The organism is Kordia sp. (assembly GCF_050633145.1).
Classification (GTDB): Bacteria; Bacteroidota; Bacteroidia; order Flavobacteriales; family Flavobacteriaceae; genus Kordia.
In genome coordinates this window covers 95,488-111,598 of record NZ_JBOEFY010000009.1, presented here as the reverse complement: position 1 = coordinate 111,598, position 16,111 = coordinate 95,488, and the positions used below count along the sequence as shown (strand labels likewise).

Below are 16,111 nucleotides of genomic sequence, written 5' to 3'. Positions count from 1 at the left end.
TATAAAAAATAATTAAAAATAAAAAGAGCATTTCTTTTGAGGGAAGTGCTCTTTTCTAATCAATGCTAGGTTGCGAATACAAATGTACTCTAGGTTTTTTAGGGCATTGATTTTCGTTTTCCGCGTTTGTTACGGAATTGTTTCATTAACTCTCTATTAAATTCGCGTTCTACTTTTTTTAAGTGTATAATTTTTTTTGCAGAAAGAATTTTTTTAAGCTTTTTCATTAATGCTTTCTTATTCTCGTGCATTTCATCTTCTAATTTTTCGAGGCGAGCTAAAATTTCTGAAGCTTCACTTTCAGACATTTGGTCCATGTCTTCTACTTCCTTCTTAATTTTATGAAAACCAGTAACGCGTAACTCATGGTTTTTGTCATCATACGCATTGTAAATTGGCCAAAACTGCTGTGCTTCATCTGTTGAAAAATCTAATTTTTCAGTAAAATAAGCAATCTTTAATTGTTTAATTTTCTCTTTACTTTGCCTTTTTTGAGCGATCCCCATAAAGATACCAAAGCATAAAAATACAATAGTTGTATATAGTTTCATTTCTTACTGTTATTTTGTTTTATTCATCCAACAAATCATAAGGATCTGATGTGTTTTCTAAATAATTTATAGTTTCTGTTTCGTCTAAATTTACTTCAAAAATTGTGCTGACATCAATATTTTCCTCTTCATATACATCTATTAAATCATAATTGTTTAATGCAATTAAATCATTTTCAATAAAGGAATTGATTTCACTATCTACAATTCCTTCAATTGTAAGTTTGTTAGAATCTGTATTTATAAAATTAATCGCAACAAAAAATACAATACACGCTGCGGCTGCATAGCTTATATACTTTAAGTAATTTCTTTTTCGCTGTAGCGGAATGACCTTAGTTGCTTCTTTTGCCTGAAATAATTCTTTTGAAAGTGCATCTTCCAAATTGTCAAAATAAGAATCAGGTGTTTTAAAACCAGTTTCTTTCGGAATCACGGTTTCTGTTCTCATACGATCAAAAAGACGCTCTTCAAACGTGTTGAAGTACTCTTTTGGAGTATTGAATCCAGTTTCTTTGTTATGTAATTCGTTGTTTTTCACAATAGTTTGACTCTAATTTGTACAAAAGGTTTAATCTGTTAAAAAAGTTTCTATTTTTTTTACTGCGTGATGATACGAAGCTTTCAATGCACCAACTGACGTATCTAAGATTTCGCTCATTTCCGCATATTTCAAATCATCAAAATACTTCATATTAAAAACTAGTTGCTGTTTTTGTGGCAATATGGCAATAGCTTTTTGTAATTTCAATTGAATCTCTTCGCCTTCAAAATATACATCTGCTTTTAAATTATTCACCAATTGATCTTGTAATTCTTCCGAAGAAATTCCGGCTTTCTTTGCACGTTGATTGATAAAAGTAATTGATTCATTCGTGGCAATACGATACATCCAAGAATATAACTTACTATCGCCTTTAAAATTATGAATACTTCGAAAAACTTTAATAAATGTATTTTGAAGCACATCATCTGCATCATCGTGACTCGTTACCATTCTTCGAATATGCCAATACAAACGCTCCTTGTATGTAGACACAAGTTCTCGAAACGCTCTTTCTTGCGTTTTCGGGTTCTTTAAATCATCAATGAGGCTTGTTTCTACGACGTTCAAGTTATTTCTAGTTTCTTCTTTGACAATGTAAAAAGAAAAAGGTTTAATCTAAAGATAAAAAAAGTTTAGTTGTAACGAAAATTCATGAAGCAACACTTATATTACAAATAATACTTTCAAACCATCTTCACTTTTTAGTGTACTTTAAAATTAGCTTACATGATTCCTAAACTTGTAAAAATATATAAGCCAGAAACTTCATTAACACAAGCGGAAGTAAAGGAACATCTTCAAAAATTAAAAGGTTTTGAGTTTTATGAAAATGAATCACAAATACATGGCGGATTTGTTAACGATTACGGCTGGGCAAATAGATTTAGACCAATGTTTATTTCTGTAGGTTTTTTATTTAGAAGAAATAGACTTGACCGTATATGTATTAAACCAACTTTTATAGTGTATCTATTTATGATGGGACTTCCATTAGTTATTATTGGTATTTTAGCAGAAGCGAAAGTAAATAACGACATAAACAATCCGCTCGAATATGGAATTGCAATCTTAGGAGTTTTAGTGATTTATTCTTTAATAAGATATTTTACAAAACTAAAAGTTAAGGCTACTAAGAAGAAAATTCAGCTGTAATTTCAATTTCGAGTTCAATTTCAATCCTAAATAGATTGCATCTGAACCAACTTGGTATACACTTTATTATTGCGAATCAATTCTTCGTGTGTTCCTTGCTCTACAATTTCACCTTTTTGCATCACTACAATTACGTCTGCATTTTGAATGGTAGATAACCTGTGTGCAATAACGATAGAAGTTCTATTCTTCATCATATTTTCTAGAGCAACTTGAACCAAACGTTCGCTTTCAGTATCTAGGGCAGAAGTAGCTTCATCCAAAATCATAATTGGAGGATTCTTTAAAACGGCTCTTGCAATACTCAAACGTTGTTTTTGTCCGCCAGAAAGCTTTCCTCCAGAATCACCTACATTATGATCTAACAAATCAGGCAATTCTTCTACAAATTCCCATGCATTGGCAATTTTTAAAGCTTCAATCACTTCTTCGTCAGTGGCATCTTGTTTTCCAAGTTTGACATTATTACGAATACTATCATTAAAAAGAATAGAATCTTGCGTTACCAATCCCATCAAGCCACGTAAAGAAGCTTTTGTGAGTGTTTTAATGTTTTTTCCATCAACTTCAATACTACCTTCATTTACATCATAAAAACGCGTTACAAGGTTTGCAATGGTACTTTTTCCACTTCCAGATTGTCCAACCAAAGCGACTGTTTTTCCTTTTGGAACTTTTAGAGAGAAGTTTTTTAATACAAGCTCATCCTCATATTTAAAAGAAATGTTATTTAATGCAATGTCTGAAGTGAATTCGCCTTGTACTTTGGCATCTTTAGCATCTGTAATCGGAGATTCGGTATTTAATATTTCTAAAACACGATCTGCAGAAGCGTTTCCAGCTTTTACTTTATAACTTGCTTTACTAATCGCTTTCGCTGGAGTTAAAATGTTGTAAGCCAGCGCCATGTACGTAATGAATTCGTCAGGCGTCATGATTTTATCAATCAAAACCAATTTTCCTCCATAGAGTAAGATAACAGCAATAACAACAATACCTAAAAACTCACTTGTCGGAGAAGCTAAGTTTTGTCGGTGTGCTAAATTATTAGAGTATTTATAAAGTTTAGAGGTAGAATTACCAAAAGAAGTATTAAAATGTTTTTCGGCATTAAATCCTTTGATCACTTTCAAGCCATTCAGCGTTTCATCTAAAATAGACAGAAAAACACCATTTTCTTTTTGAACTCTGTCAGAATGTTTTTTCAAACTTTTTCCAACTTTTGAGATGATAAATCCAGAAATAGGAATGAAGAGAAATACAAACAATGTCAGTTTTGTACTGATTGAAAACATCACGATGATGGTAAATAAGATCGTTAAAGGTTCTCTAACTAATAGTTCTAAAATAGCCAACAATGAATTCTGAATTTCGTTTACATCGCCAGAAATTCTAGCAATAATATCACCTTTTCTTTTTTCTGAAAAATAAGAAACTGGAAGTGTAGTTACTTTTTGATAGAGGTTATTTCGAATGTCTTTTAAAATTCCATTTCTTAAATACGCCAAAAAGAAGTTTGAAAAATAACCTGCAGCATTTTTCAATAAAAAGGTAGAAATAACAATGATAATCATCAAGATTAACACCGAATATTGTCCGTCAGTTTCTATTTTTTGTGTGATGAAAAAGTTTAAATAATCATTCAAATAATCTGCATAACCTCCAAGACCTTCATATTTTTCTCTAATTGGCTCTACCGTAATTCGTTCTGCAGTTTTCAATAAAACTTTCAACATCGGCATCAATGATACAAAAGAAAGTGTTCCGAAAAGCGCATATAAAATGTTAAAGAAAATATTTAAATATGCATATTTTTTATAAGGAATTATGTAATGTGATAATTTTTTAATGTAATCCATTAGTTTAATTTCATTTCTTGAACGATGCGTTCTATTTTTGCATCGAGTTGATTTTCTACAGTTGCAAAATCTGCTTTGTTTGCCAATGGCAGATTTACACTAAAGTAGAATTTTATTTTTGGTTCTGTACCACTTGGACGTGCTGCAATTTTAGTGCCATCAGCCGTGTAGTAAATCAAAACATTTGACTTCGGAACAGAAATTTCTGAGCTTTCACCAGTTTCCATATTGGTCATTGTAGACGCTTGATAGTCTTCAATATACACTACTTTTGAACCGTCGATTGTAGTAAGAGGATTTTCTCGTAAATCGATCATGATTTGCTTAATTTCATTGGCGCCATCGATTCCTTTCTTTACCAAAGAAACTAACTTTTCTTTGTAAAAACCATGTGCTACATACATGTCAATCAACGAAGCATAAAATGAGCTTCCATCAGCTTTTGTTTGTGCAGCAATCTCGCATGCCAATAGTGCAGCGGTGACTGCATCTTTGTCACGTACAAAATCGCCTGTCATGAATCCGAAGCTTTCTTCGCCACCACCAATAAACTCCAATTCAGGAAAATCTTTGATCATTTTGGCAATCCATTTAAAACCTGTCAAGCCAATTTTGCATTCTACTTCATAAGCTTTTGCCAAATCAACCATCATTGGTGTGGATACAATCGTAGAACCGATAAACTGTTTTCCGTTAATTCGATTGTTATTTTTCCATTGTTGCAACAAGAAATCGGTCATCACAACCATCGTTTGATTTCCGTTGAGTAATATCATATTTCCTTCTAAATCGCGCACTGCGATTCCCAAACGATCACTATCAGGATCTGTTCCAATCACGATATCTGCATTAGTTTTATCAGCTAATTCCATAGCCATTTTCAATGCTTCTGGTTCTTCTGGGTTTGGCGAAACAACCGTAGGGAAATCTCCATCTGGTTTTTCTTGCTCGGCAACAACATGTACATTTTTATAACCAGCACGTTTCAATACTTCAGGAATCATCGTGATGGATGTTCCGTGTAAAGAGGTAAAAACAATGGTTACATCATCTTTCTTTTCTGCTTTAAAATCCGCATTAGCGACACTTGCATTGATAAACGCTTCATCGACATCGGTATCAACTAAATGAATTAAATCAGTATTTGCATCAAACTGAACTTGTGAAAAATCCAATTGATTAATCTCATTGATAATTTCACCATCTTGAGGAGGAACAATTTGTCCGCCATCTGTCCAATACACCTTATAACCGTTATATTCTGGCGGATTATGAGAAGCAGTTAGGACAATTCCGCAGTGACAATCCAAATACTTTACTGCAAATGATAATTCTGGCGTAGGCCGTAAATCTGAAAATAAATACACTTGAATACCATTGGCAGAAAATACATTTGCAACTGTTTGTGCTAATGATTTACTATTGTGTCTGCAGTCATAGGCAATAGCAACTTTTAACTGCTGATTTGGATATATTTTTTTAAGGTAATTACTAAGTCCTTGCGTATTTTTTCCTAATGTATATTTATTAATTCTATTGGTTCCAGGTCCCATAACACCTCGCATACCACCAGTTCCAAAAGCTAAATTGGTATAGAAACTTTCTGTTAATTCGTTAGCGTTTGTATCTATAAGGTTTTGAACTTTTTCTCGTGTGTCAGAGTCAAAAATTGGAGTTAACCAAGCAGTTGCTTTCTCCAAGATTTTGGCGTCAATCTTTGTCATTTACAGGTATTTTAAGAGACAAAAATAATGAATTCATTTGGCTTTCTATTTTGATAGGCAAAATATTTTGAATAACTTTAATGACCGATTATACCGCTATGAAAAAAAATCCTCTAAATTTTTTTTGCATACTTCTATTTTTCATTGTCTCGGTACATGCGCAACGAGAAACCGCGAATTGGTTTTTTGGCGTGAATGCAGGTCTAAATTTTAATTCGGGAATTCCCGAAATTTTAGATATGGGACAAGTAGATACTTTAGAAGGTTGCTCATCTATTTCTGATGCCAATGGATCATTGTTGTTCTATACCGATGGAGTGACTGTGTGGAACCGTTTGCATGAGCCTATGCCAAATGGAACAGATTTGGCTGGAAGCTTATCAAGTACACAATCTTGTATCATTGTTCCAAATCCAGGCAATGCAAACCTCTTTTATATTTTTACTGCAGATGTAGTAGATGCTTATAACGGAAATAATGCTGGGCCAAGTAATGGATTTAATTATTCTGTTGTAGATATGTCGCTCGGCGGCGGAATGGGATTTGTAACGACTAAGAATGTAAATTTACTAGGAAGTACTTCCGAGAAGGTATCTGCAACGATAAGTTCCGATGGAAATTATTGGGTAGTTACACATCGTAACAATCAGTTTTTTTCGTTTAAAGTTACTGCAGCAGGAGTCAATGCTATTCCAATTGTTTCAAATACATCAAACGCAGTTCCAGATTATAGAAACATTAGAGGGAATATGAAAATTTCTCCAAATGGTCAAAAACTAGCAATAGCACATACGCTATTTGAACCAACTCAAGCAGGTTCTTTATATCTATACGATTTTGATAGTACAACAGGTTTTGTGAGCAATGGACAATTTATAGCAGATGAAATAGTATTTTATGGCGTTGAATTTTCTTCAAACTCAACACGATTGTATGCTTCAGGAAAAGCTTTTGGGATTAATTTCTTGACTAATATGCAATTACAACAATATGATGTGACTGCTGCAGATGTTCCAAATACAAAATATATAGTGTATGATTATCCATCAGCGCAAGTAACACCATCATTGGCAGGAAGTTTACAATTAGGATTAGACAAGCGTATTTATCATGCATTACCATCTTCAAAATTGTCCACAATCAATACACCAAACTTATTAGGAGCTGCTTGCGGATTTGATTATCAGAGTGTTGATTTAGGTAGTAATTTTGCACGTTTTGGTTTGCCAGCAACGGTACAATCATTTTATGAAAGTATTGCTACAATTGAAAATTTTTGCCTTGGCGATCAAACAACATTTACAGTTACTTCTGAAAATACGATTACAGGAATTAACTGGAATTTTGGCGACTTAGCTTCAGGCACAGCAAATACATCGACTGCAATATCGCCATCACATGTATTTTCAGCTGCTGGTTCGTTTACGGTGACTGCACAAGTTACATTTTCAAACGCTCCAGATCAACTATTTACTGAAATTGTTGTGATTCAAGAAACTCCAAATATTGCACCTCTATTTACAATTGAACAATGTGATGTTGATGATAATGATACAGATGGTTTGTCAGTATTCAATCTGCAAGAAGCAATTACAGTAATTGAAGAAGATAACGGTAGTGATGATATTGATATCATGTTTTACGAAAACTTGAATGATGCGCAAATGAATGAAAATAGTGTTCCAAATAATTTTTATGCGAATACTGTAAACAATCAAATATTGTATGCACGTGTATTTTCGTATATCGATTGTTTTGCTATTACACAAGTGCGACTCAGCGTTAATCCAGGAAGTAATTTAGGTGTTTACGATACTATTGATGTATGTGAAGTAGGAGATACGAACATCTCTATTTCACAAATAGAAACTACTGTAGGAAACGATTTTCCTGGAGCAACAATTACTATTTACTCAACAAGAAATGATGCTTTGTTACTTGAAAATCAGCTTAGCGATTTTTCATTTATAGATGTAAATACTACTGACGAATTATTTTTTAGAGTTTCCTATGGAAGCAATTGCGGATTTATAGGAAGTATAGAATTAAATATTGTGGCGCAACCAACTGTAGAAGATCAACAAGCTTTTTTATGTGGTGATATTGGTTCTGCTGTAGAATTGTCTTTTGACGAAAATTTTTCAAGTTATTCATGGTCAACAAATGAAACAACACCGTCAATTATGGTTTCAGAAGTTGGAACGTATACTGTAACAGTGACAAACAGTGCAGGATGCGAAAAAGAAGTGAATTATATCGTAGTTGCAGAACCGCCATTAACAATTGATCGTATTGATGTACAAGATTTTCAAGATGTAAATACAGTTCAAATTCTACTCACACCAGAAAGTGATCCGGAAAATATTACGTATTCTATTAATGGAGGAAACTCATTTTCAGAATCAAACGAATTTGTAAACTTATATCCTGGTGTATACGATATTGTGGTACGCCGCGGAGAATGTAGTGCTGCTTCTGAAACCATCTTAGTGGGTGGATTTCCAAAGTTTTTCACGCCAAATGGCGATAATATAAACGATACGTGGCAATTACTGCAAAAAGAATACTATCCAAATGCGACCATAGAATTGTACGATCGTTACGGTAAAAACTTAAACTATATCAAAGCAGATAGTCAATGGGATGGAACCTATAAAGGCACTTTATTACCATCTGGTGATTATTGGTATAAACTTACGCTAGAAAGCGGAAGAGTAGTTACGGGAAATGTAACGTTAAAACGTTAAATAATGGAATTCAATCTAAGTTATAGGAATGACTAGCAGCTGTTTTGTATAGTTTGTTGTAGGGTAGTGTTTCTAGTTTTTTTCGATTAAAGTAATTACTGAAATTTCACTTATTAAAATTCGAGTTGTGAATTTGTAGACATAATTCTTTTTTCTTTCTGGACAGATTACTTCAATATAATTTTTGCTGATTTTTGAGACATAATCGACTCTTTTCGAGCCATCAGTACAAGATATATCTAGATTTTTTTCATCGTTTTTAAGTTTAATATCTACTTGTTTATTCAAGAATAGCTTTAAGTCTTGTGCAGAAAAACTATTCGATGTTTGACTAAACGCAAAATTAGTAATGCAAAATATAGCAATTGCTACTGTTATTTTTTTCATGATCAATTTATTTACTTTTACACATTAGACTCCTTTTGAACAAATATGTTACGTTTGGCAAGTAGTTAAAAGCTTAGCGTTGTTCTCTAAATATTCTCTGTTTCGCTAATCTTATAACGTTCCTTGTCGCGTTTGCTTCGCAATATAATTTCGCCCAAAAATCCAGCTAAGAAAAATTGTGTTCCAATAATCATCGTTGCTAATGAAATATAAAACCAAGGATTATCTGTGACCAGAATTGCTTTCAAACCATACGCGAGTTTGTACAATTTCATGATTCCAATATATCCTGCAGCGGCAAACCCAATAAAAAACATCAATACACCTAAAGCACCAAATAAATGCATAGGACGTTTTCCGAATTTAGACAAAAACCAAATTGTGATCAAATCTAAAAAACCATTGATAAAACGATCATAGCCAAACTTTGTCTTTCCGTATTTACGTGCTTGATGAATGACTACTTTTTCACCAATATTTTGGAAACCTGCATTTTTAGCTAATACAGGAATGTATCTGTGCATTTCTCCGTACACATCAACATTCTTTACTACAATATTCTTATATGCTTTTAAACCGCAGTTAAAATCGTGTAGCTTTAATCCTGAAGTGCGTCTTGCTGCCCAATTGAATAGTTTTGAAGGAATATTTTTCGCTATCACGGAATCGTACCGTTTCTTTTTCCAGCCAGAAACCAAATCGAACTTCTTCTCGGTAATCAATTGATACAATCCAGGAATCTCATCAGGACTATCTTGTAAGTCAGCATCCATTGTTATGACAACATCGCCTAAAGCTTCCTTAAATCCTGCGTGTAAGGCTTGTGACTTTCCATAGTTTTGTAAAAAACGAATTCCTTTAACTTCAGAATGTTTTTGAGATAACTCATGAATAATCTTCCAAGAATTATCTGTGCTTCCATCATCAATAAAAAGAACTTCGTATGTAAACTTATTGGCTTCCATCACACGGGAAATCCAAGCATACAGCTCTTGTAAAGATTCTTCTTCGTTAAGTAGTGGTATAACTACAGATATATTCATACAGGATTCTTAGGGTTTGTAAATATCTTCGATTTAATGGCTAAAGATGCTAGTAAAGAAAAGAAAAATCCGCTTAATAAACTTTTAAATACGTTTTCAATAAAAATACTGAATTTATAATTCGATTTTAAAAACTTGATACTTTCTTGAATTTTCTCATCTGAAAAGTCACTAGTTTTCTTTAAGTCCTCTTCGGCAACTAAGGCTAATTTATCTACAAAGTCAGTTTCTATATACGAAGCATGAACAATCATATAAATCCAAAGCATTAAACTTCCTAAGAGAATAACACCAATTCCTGTTTTTAAGCCTTCCCTTATCGAAAATGGTTCTCCGTTACGACTTACTTTAATAATTGCGACGATCATAAACACCGCCATTACAGGAAACATGGATAAAGAATATATATTTTTCGGATCCGTATGAACATTTAGTTTATATTGCAGCACAAATGAGGCAATAAGGACAATTCCTAGGGCAATTCCGAAATGAGATGTTTTTGAAAACATGAAAACGAATTTTATGTAGGACACAAATATAGAAATTCAAGCGTAAAAATTATCAAAATATTTTTATTTTAATGTTGCACATTCCGAAATAATAATTAAATTTGCACCTCGAAAAATCGAGAAAGTCACAATAAAGATTACAAAGATGAAACAAGGTATACATCCAGAAAATTATAGAGTAGTAGCTTTTAAAGATATGTCTAACAATGATGTATTTCTTACTAAATCTACTGTAGATACTAAAGAAACTATCGAAGTTGATGGTAGTGAGTATCCATTATACAAATTAGAAATTTCAAGAACTTCACACCCTTACTATACTGGTAAGTCTAAGTTAGTAGATACAGCAGGTCGTATTGACAAGTTCAAAAACAAATACGCAAAATTCAAGAAATAAGAATTTTGACGATAGCATACTAAAAAATGTCTTTCAGGAAACTGAGAGACATTTTTTTTTGGAAAAATTATAATACTATATTTACAGTCAGCTAAAAAGTGTAAACGACTTTATCTAATAAAACTTAGTAAACATGAACTACATTCTCTTTGATGGAACCGTACGCGACGCATTATTACCATTTACATATACAAAACCTGTTGCCGATATTAGAGTAGGAATATTAACGATTAGAGAAAAGTGGGAAGCACATTTAGGCGGAACTACCACAACAATTACTGAAGAATACTTGTCTGAAAAATATCCAATGGTCGAATTGGAAGAAAATGTGATGATTAATGCTTCTTTTTTACCAAATGCAGAATTAGTTGCACTCATTCAAGGATTAACGGCAAATCAAGCTATATTTTCGGAAGATGAAATTATTGCATTTCATGCAACTGACGAGCAAGATGAGGTCGATTTCGATACTTATGATGTTATTTCATACGAGCAAGATTGTTTGCGAATAGAACATACTTGGGACATTTTCTCAAAGAATGCAGAAGCCATTCAGGCAGATTTTGATCTCATTACAAAAGATAGAACATCAAAGCCAATTCCGGCAACGGTAAATGTAATTGCACCAGAAAACATTTTCATTGAAGAAGGAGCAACTCTTAACTTTTGTACACTAAATGCAAGTTCAGGACCTATTTACATAGGAAAAGATGCTGAAATTATGGAAGGGTGTGTAGTTCGTGGTGCATTGGCAATGTGTGAAAACTCAGTGTTAAAAATGGCTGCAAAAATTTATGGCGCTACAACTATAGGTCCATACTGTAAAGTTGGTGGAGAAGTCAATAACTCTGTATTAATGGGGTATTCCAACAAAGGACATGATGGATTCTTAGGAAACTCAGTCTTAGGAGAATGGTGTAATATTGGCGCTGACAGCAACAATTCCAATCTGAAAAATAATTATGCACCTGTACGTTTGTGGAGCTATGAAACAGAAAACTTTGCAAAAACAGGATTGCAATTCTGCGGACTCATGATGGGCGATCACAGTAAATGTGGAATCAACACTATGTTCAACACAGGAACTGTAATTGGCGTAAATGCTAACATATTTGGTTCAGGTTTCCCGAGAAACTTTGTGCCAAGTTATAGTTGGGGAGGCGCAAGCGGATTTGCAACCTATCTCACCAAAAAAGCTTTTGAAGTTGCCAAAGTAGTAATGGCGAGAAGAAAAGTAGAATTTACAGCACAAGACGAAGCTATCTTAACACACGTTTTTGAAGAAACCAAAAAATGGCGTAAAGACTAAGAATGGTTTATTTCCCTTTCTACATACAAAAGCCGCTACATTTTTAGTAGCGGCTTTATATTTGTAATATAATGATCAAAAAATAAATGATCTTTTTATCAATACATAAATAAGAAGTAATACATAAGACTGCATATAATTACACCAGCAATTAGAAATACAATTATCGTCATATGTCTTGTTTTATGTTCTTGCTTTTGTACATTCTTTCTAATTTTGGAAAGCATATATTCTGATGCTTCGTTGTATTCAGCGTCAGAAGTTTCTGTTCCAATATAGCGTTCTACGCGATCAAGTTTATTGATACGCTTACGTCTGTTATTTCTGATAACAGTATTTGCATGTGATAAAAAGCCTGACATGATATGGTGTTTTAAGATGAATACTAATTTTTATTACTATTTAGAAACTTAGAAAAGTGTCCAATATTTGAAAAAGCCTACAATAAGTCCAATAGTTATGGGAATTGCAATGATAAAAGCGATAATTGATTTATCACGTTCTTTGCGATTTTGTTTTTTCATGCGCTCACGGATAGCGCTCAATTGTATTTCAGTAAGTTTTGGAAATATTTTTTTCTTTCCTTCATCTTTATAATAACGAAGGTTTTTGTCAAAAGGTGTTCGTTTATCACGTCTCTTTTTTGTTCTCCTTATATCGTCTAATACATAAAATCCTATTCCTTGTCCCATAATCTTCTTCTTTATAATTCAACATACAATATTGGTATATCAAAGAAGAAAAATGTTACAATTTGGAATCCTATTTCGCTTTTTTAACGCGTTTTAACTCTAGTAAATTTTGTGGATTAATGCCCAAACCGTGGACGTTTTTTTGTGTAAATCGTACGACTTGATCGTAATACAAAGGGATTAACGGCGCTTCTGAAATCAGTAAAGAATCCATTTTGGTATAAATCTTTGCGCGTACAGCTGCATCAGTTTCGCGCAGTGCAGTTTCGTACCATTCGTCAAACTGTATATTCTTAAAACGGGTATAATTTGGTCCGTTTGGCGTGAAATTTTTACTATAAAAAAGTGATAAATAATTCTCAGCATCTGGATAATCAGCAATCCAACTAGCTCTAAAAATGGGCAATTCTCCTTTCGATCGCAATTCACGTATCGTAGAAGCAGGAATTACATTTACACTCGCTTTAATGCCTATTTTTTCTAACTCTCGCTGAATGTACTCACAGAAATTCAAATACTGTCCATTGGTTGTAATGGCAACTTTTGGAGAAGCATTTCCTGTTTCTTGAGTATATTGTTTAACTAAGCTTTTAGCGAGTTCTGGTTCATACTCAAAACCTTTAATATTGTCAAAACCTGGCAAACCTTTCGGGATAAAACCATGAATGGCTGGCGTTCCAATTCCGCTTCGTAAATACGTAATCATCTTTACGCGATCAAAACTATAATTCATTGCTTTTCGCAACAAGTGATGACTTGAAACATTAGTGCTATCTCCAATATAAATACCTAAATATTCGGTGTTTAAATACGGACCAGTAATCATGTTTACTTTAGAAGTATATGTGTTTCGCAATTGTCCAGAGGCATTTAAAATTTCATCTTGATACGATGGATCAAGTGAATTTAAAAAGTCAATATTTCCTTGAATAAACTGTAAAAATTCACTCTGTTTATCAGGTAAAAAAGTAATGGCAACTGCTTCTAAATATGGTAATTGCGCTCCTGTAGTATCTTTCTCAAAATAATTTTGATGCTTTCGTAAAACTAACTTTGTGTTTTCTTCCCAAACCTTAAACTTAAAAGGTCCAGTTCCAATAGGATTCGCTCTAAAGTCATTACCATAATACTCTACAATTTCTTTCGGAACTACAGAGCAATACTTCATTGTTAACAGGCTTAGAAAAGCAGGAAACGGTTGTTTCAGTGTAATTTCAAAAGTAGATGCATCAATTGCTTTAAATCGATCTACACTTTTAAAAATCCAGCGTCCGCTAGAAGCCAATTTATCATCTAAAATTCGTCCAAAACTATATTCAAAGTCGTATGCAGTTACCGTACGTGTACTATCTTTTCCAAACAATTTGTGCTTATGAAACTGTACATCATCACGCAAAGTGAATACATAAGTTTGTCCATCATCAGACACTTTCCAAGAAGTTGCAATTGCAGGAATTACGTTCAAATCGGCATCCATTTCTACCAAACCATTATACAATTGGTGAACTGCCCAAATATTCCGTTGATCTTTCGCAAAAGCAGGATCTAACGACGTAATATTTGCATGCTCATTATAACGAAAAACTAAATGATCTCTGTCTTGGGAATTGTGTTGTTGGCACGAAAAAGAAATCAACAACAAACAAAGAATTGATAGATGCTTGAGTATCAATTTAAAATGTTGCATTGTTAATTTTATCATATTCTGAATTAATTGTAAATTTGCAGGCTTTTCCCTGTTAGAATGGTCTCTTTTGGCGATTCTAATAAAGGTTTAAAAGTACATAAATAATTTCAATTGACAGATGGTATCCTAACACAATTGGTTGCCATTTTGGTAGAAAAGTACAGGAATGAACGATAGAAAAAAAGTCGCTTTTTACACGCTAGGTTGCAAACTGAATTTTTCAGAAACATCTACAATTGCACGAAACTTTCAAGAAGAAGGTTTTGAAAAGGTAGATTTTTCCGAACATGCTGATATGTATGTTATTAATACATGTAGTGTTACCGAAAACGCAGACAAACGCTTTAAAACTATTGTAAAACAAGCGCAAAAAGTAAACCCGGATGCGTTTGTAGCAGCTGTTGGTTGTTATGCGCAACTAAAGCCAGAAGAATTGGCGGCAGTTGATGGTGTTGATTTGGTGCTTGGCGCGACAGAAAAGTTCAAAATTACCGATTACATCAACGATTTGACTAAAAACGATTTCGGAGAAGTGCATTCTTGCGAAATTGAAGATGCAGATTTTTATGTGGGAAGTTATTCTATTGGCGATCGTACGCGTGCATTCTTAAAAGTACAAGATGGTTGTGATTATAAATGTACGTATTGTACAATTCCGCTTGCAAGAGGAATTTCGAGAAGTGATACTTTGGAAAATGTATTGAAAAATGCCAAAGAAATCTCTGAACAAAATATAAAAGAAATTGTACTAACTGGAGTCAACATTGGTGATTACGGTAAAGGTGAATTTGGAAATAAAAAACACGAACATACCTTTTTAGAATTGGTTCAAGAACTAGATAAAGTAGAAGGAATTGAGCGTTTACGAATTTCTTCAATAGAACCAAATCTATTAAAAAACGAAACAATCGATTTCGTTTCAAAAAGCAACACATTTGTACCACATTTTCACATTCCATTACAAAGTGGAAGTAATACATTATTGCGTTTAATGCGCCGTCGTTACATGCGTGAATTGTATGTAGATCGTGTCACTCAAATAAAAGAGGTAATGCCGGATGCCTGTATTGGAGTAGATGTCATTGTTGGGTTTCCAGGCGAAACGGACGAAATTTTCTTAGAAACCTACAATTTCTTAACGGAATTAGATATTTCATATTTACATGTATTTACCTATTCAGAACGTGAAAATACAGTAGCTGCCGAAATGGAAGGTGTAGTTCCATTAAATGTACGTAAAAAACGTAGTAAAATGCTGCGTGGATTGTCTGTCAAAATGCGTAGAGCTTTTTATGAAAGTCAACTAGGAAAAGCAAAAACGGTTTTATTTGAAGGCGAAAACAAAGAAGGATACATTCATGGTTTTACAGAAAACTATGTCAAAGTAAAAGCGCCTTGGAATCCTGAATTAGTCAATACACTTCATAAAGTCAAGTTAACAAAAATTGACGATGACGGAATGCTCCGTTTTGATTTTGTAGATGAAACGGTTGCTTTTAGTTAAATA

The 16,111-nt window shown here is 33.4% G+C and carries 16 protein-coding genes; 5 read left to right on the top strand and 11 right to left on the bottom strand.

Annotated elements, in window-relative coordinates:
* Positions 1–98 precede the first annotated feature (98 nt).
* The 3 genes from ACRBBL_RS05635 to ACRBBL_RS05625 are packed head-to-tail and all read right to left on the bottom strand — an operon-like array spanning position 99 to position 1,665.
* Complete coding sequence (locus ACRBBL_RS05635) at positions 99–551, bottom strand: sensor of ECF-type sigma factor (protein ID WP_431368045.1); 453 nt, start codon at positions 549–551, stop codon at positions 99–101.
* A 19-nt stretch (positions 552–570) separates the two neighbouring features.
* The gene (locus ACRBBL_RS05630) at positions 571–1,092 is read right to left on the bottom strand and encodes a hypothetical protein (protein ID WP_431368044.1); all 522 of its coding nucleotides are present in this window, start codon (positions 1,090–1,092) and stop codon (positions 571–573) included.
* A gap of 30 nt (positions 1,093–1,122) precedes the next feature.
* Positions 1,123–1,665, bottom strand: a complete 543-nt coding sequence (locus ACRBBL_RS05625; protein WP_431368043.1) for an RNA polymerase sigma factor — start codon at positions 1,663–1,665, stop codon at positions 1,123–1,125.
* A gap of 159 nt (positions 1,666–1,824) precedes the next feature.
* On the opposite strand from ACRBBL_RS05625, the gene ACRBBL_RS05620 reads away from it, so the two are divergent.
* The gene (locus ACRBBL_RS05620) at positions 1,825–2,250 is read left to right on the top strand and encodes a hypothetical protein (protein ID WP_431368042.1); all 426 of its coding nucleotides are present in this window, start codon (positions 1,825–1,827) and stop codon (positions 2,248–2,250) included.
* Positions 2,251–2,276: 26 nt separating this feature from the next.
* Here the strand turns inward: ACRBBL_RS05620 and ACRBBL_RS05615 are convergent, their stop codons facing one another.
* Positions 2,277–4,109 carry an ABC transporter ATP-binding protein gene (locus tag ACRBBL_RS05615; protein ID WP_431368041.1) on the bottom strand — a complete coding sequence of 611 codons (1,833 nt, stop codon included), beginning with the start codon at positions 4,107–4,109 and terminating at the stop codon, positions 2,277–2,279.
* Positions 4,109–5,833: a phospho-sugar mutase gene (locus tag ACRBBL_RS05610; RefSeq protein WP_431368040.1), complete on the bottom strand. Its 1,725-nt coding sequence runs from the start codon at positions 5,831–5,833 to the stop codon at positions 4,109–4,111. Before ACRBBL_RS05610 ends, ACRBBL_RS05615 begins: the two co-directional genes overlap by 1 nt.
* A 98-nt stretch (positions 5,834–5,931) precedes the next feature.
* On the opposite strand from ACRBBL_RS05610, the gene ACRBBL_RS05605 reads away from it, so the two are divergent.
* Positions 5,932–8,580 (top strand): T9SS type B sorting domain-containing protein, encoded by a 2,649-nt coding sequence (locus ACRBBL_RS05605; RefSeq protein WP_431368039.1) that lies wholly within the window; start codon positions 5,932–5,934, stop codon positions 8,578–8,580.
* A 72-nt stretch (positions 8,581–8,652) separates the two neighbouring features.
* Here ACRBBL_RS05605 and ACRBBL_RS05600 read toward each other — a convergent pair whose 3' ends face one another.
* The 3 genes from ACRBBL_RS05600 to ACRBBL_RS05590 all read right to left on the bottom strand — a co-directional run bounded on the left by ACRBBL_RS05600 (position 8,653) and on the right by ACRBBL_RS05590 (position 10,519).
* Positions 8,653–8,967 (bottom strand): hypothetical protein, encoded by a 315-nt coding sequence (locus ACRBBL_RS05600; RefSeq protein WP_431368038.1) that lies wholly within the window; start codon positions 8,965–8,967, stop codon positions 8,653–8,655.
* A gap of 86 nt (positions 8,968–9,053) precedes the next feature.
* Complete coding sequence (locus ACRBBL_RS05595) at positions 9,054–10,010, bottom strand: glycosyltransferase family 2 protein (RefSeq protein WP_431368037.1); 957 nt, start codon at positions 10,008–10,010, stop codon at positions 9,054–9,056.
* Positions 10,007–10,519, bottom strand: a complete 513-nt coding sequence (locus ACRBBL_RS05590; protein WP_431368036.1) for a DUF4199 domain-containing protein — start codon at positions 10,517–10,519, stop codon at positions 10,007–10,009. The genes ACRBBL_RS05595 and ACRBBL_RS05590 overlap by 4 nt, the downstream gene beginning before the upstream one ends.
* A 145-nt stretch (positions 10,520–10,664) precedes the next feature.
* On the opposite strand from ACRBBL_RS05590, the gene ACRBBL_RS05585 reads away from it, so the two are divergent.
* On the top strand, positions 10,665–10,916 hold the full coding sequence (locus ACRBBL_RS05585) for a type B 50S ribosomal protein L31 (protein WP_405300314.1): 252 nt from the start codon (positions 10,665–10,667) through the stop codon (positions 10,914–10,916).
* Between the two features lie 133 nt (positions 10,917–11,049).
* Positions 11,050–12,225, top strand: a complete 1,176-nt coding sequence (locus ACRBBL_RS05580; RefSeq protein ID WP_431368035.1) for a GlmU family protein — start codon at positions 11,050–11,052, stop codon at positions 12,223–12,225.
* Between the two features lie 98 nt (positions 12,226–12,323).
* Here ACRBBL_RS05580 and ACRBBL_RS05575 read toward each other — a convergent pair whose 3' ends face one another.
* The 3 genes from ACRBBL_RS05575 to ACRBBL_RS05565 form a co-directional block, all read right to left on the bottom strand.
* Positions 12,324–12,587: a hypothetical protein gene (locus ACRBBL_RS05575; RefSeq protein WP_431368034.1), complete on the bottom strand. Its 264-nt coding sequence runs from the start codon at positions 12,585–12,587 to the stop codon at positions 12,324–12,326.
* A 48-nt stretch (positions 12,588–12,635) separates the two neighbouring features.
* Complete coding sequence (locus ACRBBL_RS05570; protein ID WP_431368033.1) at positions 12,636–12,917, bottom strand: hypothetical protein; 282 nt, start codon at positions 12,915–12,917, stop codon at positions 12,636–12,638.
* Positions 12,918–12,987: 70 nt separating this feature from the next.
* Positions 12,988–14,619 carry an ABC transporter substrate-binding protein gene (locus tag ACRBBL_RS05565; RefSeq protein ID WP_431368032.1) on the bottom strand — a complete coding sequence of 544 codons (1,632 nt, stop codon included), beginning with the start codon at positions 14,617–14,619 and terminating at the stop codon, positions 12,988–12,990.
* A 151-nt stretch (positions 14,620–14,770) separates the two neighbouring features.
* Here ACRBBL_RS05565 and mtaB point away from each other — a divergent pair, with 151 nt between their 5' ends.
* Positions 14,771–16,108, top strand: a complete 1,338-nt coding sequence (mtaB, locus tag ACRBBL_RS05560; RefSeq protein WP_431368031.1) for a tRNA (N(6)-L-threonylcarbamoyladenosine(37)-C(2))-methylthiotransferase MtaB — start codon at positions 14,771–14,773, stop codon at positions 16,106–16,108.
* The last annotated feature ends 3 nt before the right edge of the window (positions 16,109–16,111 follow it).

What these genes read in the sequence shown, in the direction of transcription:
- ACRBBL_RS05635 (WP_431368045.1), bottom strand. Translation starts at nt 551, where the DNA reads ATGAAACTATATACAACTATTGTATTTTTATGCTTTGGTATCTTTATG.
- ACRBBL_RS05620 (WP_431368042.1), top strand. Translation starts at nt 1,825, where the DNA reads ATGATTCCTAAACTTGTAAAAATATATAAGCCAGAAACTTCATTAACA.
- ACRBBL_RS05615 (WP_431368041.1), bottom strand. Translation starts at nt 4,109, where the DNA reads ATGGATTACATTAAAAAATTATCACATTACATAATTCCTTATAAAAAA.
- ACRBBL_RS05610 (WP_431368040.1), bottom strand. Translation starts at nt 5,833, where the DNA reads ATGACAAAGATTGACGCCAAAATCTTGGAGAAAGCAACTGCTTGGTTA.
- ACRBBL_RS05605 (WP_431368039.1), top strand. Translation starts at nt 5,932, where the DNA reads ATGAAAAAAAATCCTCTAAATTTTTTTTGCATACTTCTATTTTTCATT.
- ACRBBL_RS05600 (WP_431368038.1), bottom strand. Translation starts at nt 8,967, where the DNA reads ATGAAAAAAATAACAGTAGCAATTGCTATATTTTGCATTACTAATTTT.
- ACRBBL_RS05595 (WP_431368037.1), bottom strand. Translation starts at nt 10,010, where the DNA reads ATGAATATATCTGTAGTTATACCACTACTTAACGAAGAAGAATCTTTA.
- ACRBBL_RS05590 (WP_431368036.1), bottom strand. Translation starts at nt 10,519, where the DNA reads ATGTTTTCAAAAACATCTCATTTCGGAATTGCCCTAGGAATTGTCCTT.
- ACRBBL_RS05585 (WP_405300314.1), top strand. Translation starts at nt 10,665, where the DNA reads ATGAAACAAGGTATACATCCAGAAAATTATAGAGTAGTAGCTTTTAAA.
- ACRBBL_RS05580 (WP_431368035.1), top strand. Translation starts at nt 11,050, where the DNA reads ATGAACTACATTCTCTTTGATGGAACCGTACGCGACGCATTATTACCA.
- ACRBBL_RS05575 (WP_431368034.1), bottom strand. Translation starts at nt 12,587, where the DNA reads ATGTCAGGCTTTTTATCACATGCAAATACTGTTATCAGAAATAACAGA.
- ACRBBL_RS05570 (WP_431368033.1), bottom strand. Translation starts at nt 12,917, where the DNA reads ATGGGACAAGGAATAGGATTTTATGTATTAGACGATATAAGGAGAACA.
- ACRBBL_RS05565 (WP_431368032.1), bottom strand. Translation starts at nt 14,619, where the DNA reads ATGATAAAATTAACAATGCAACATTTTAAATTGATACTCAAGCATCTA.
- mtaB (WP_431368031.1), top strand. Translation starts at nt 14,771, where the DNA reads ATGAACGATAGAAAAAAAGTCGCTTTTTACACGCTAGGTTGCAAACTG.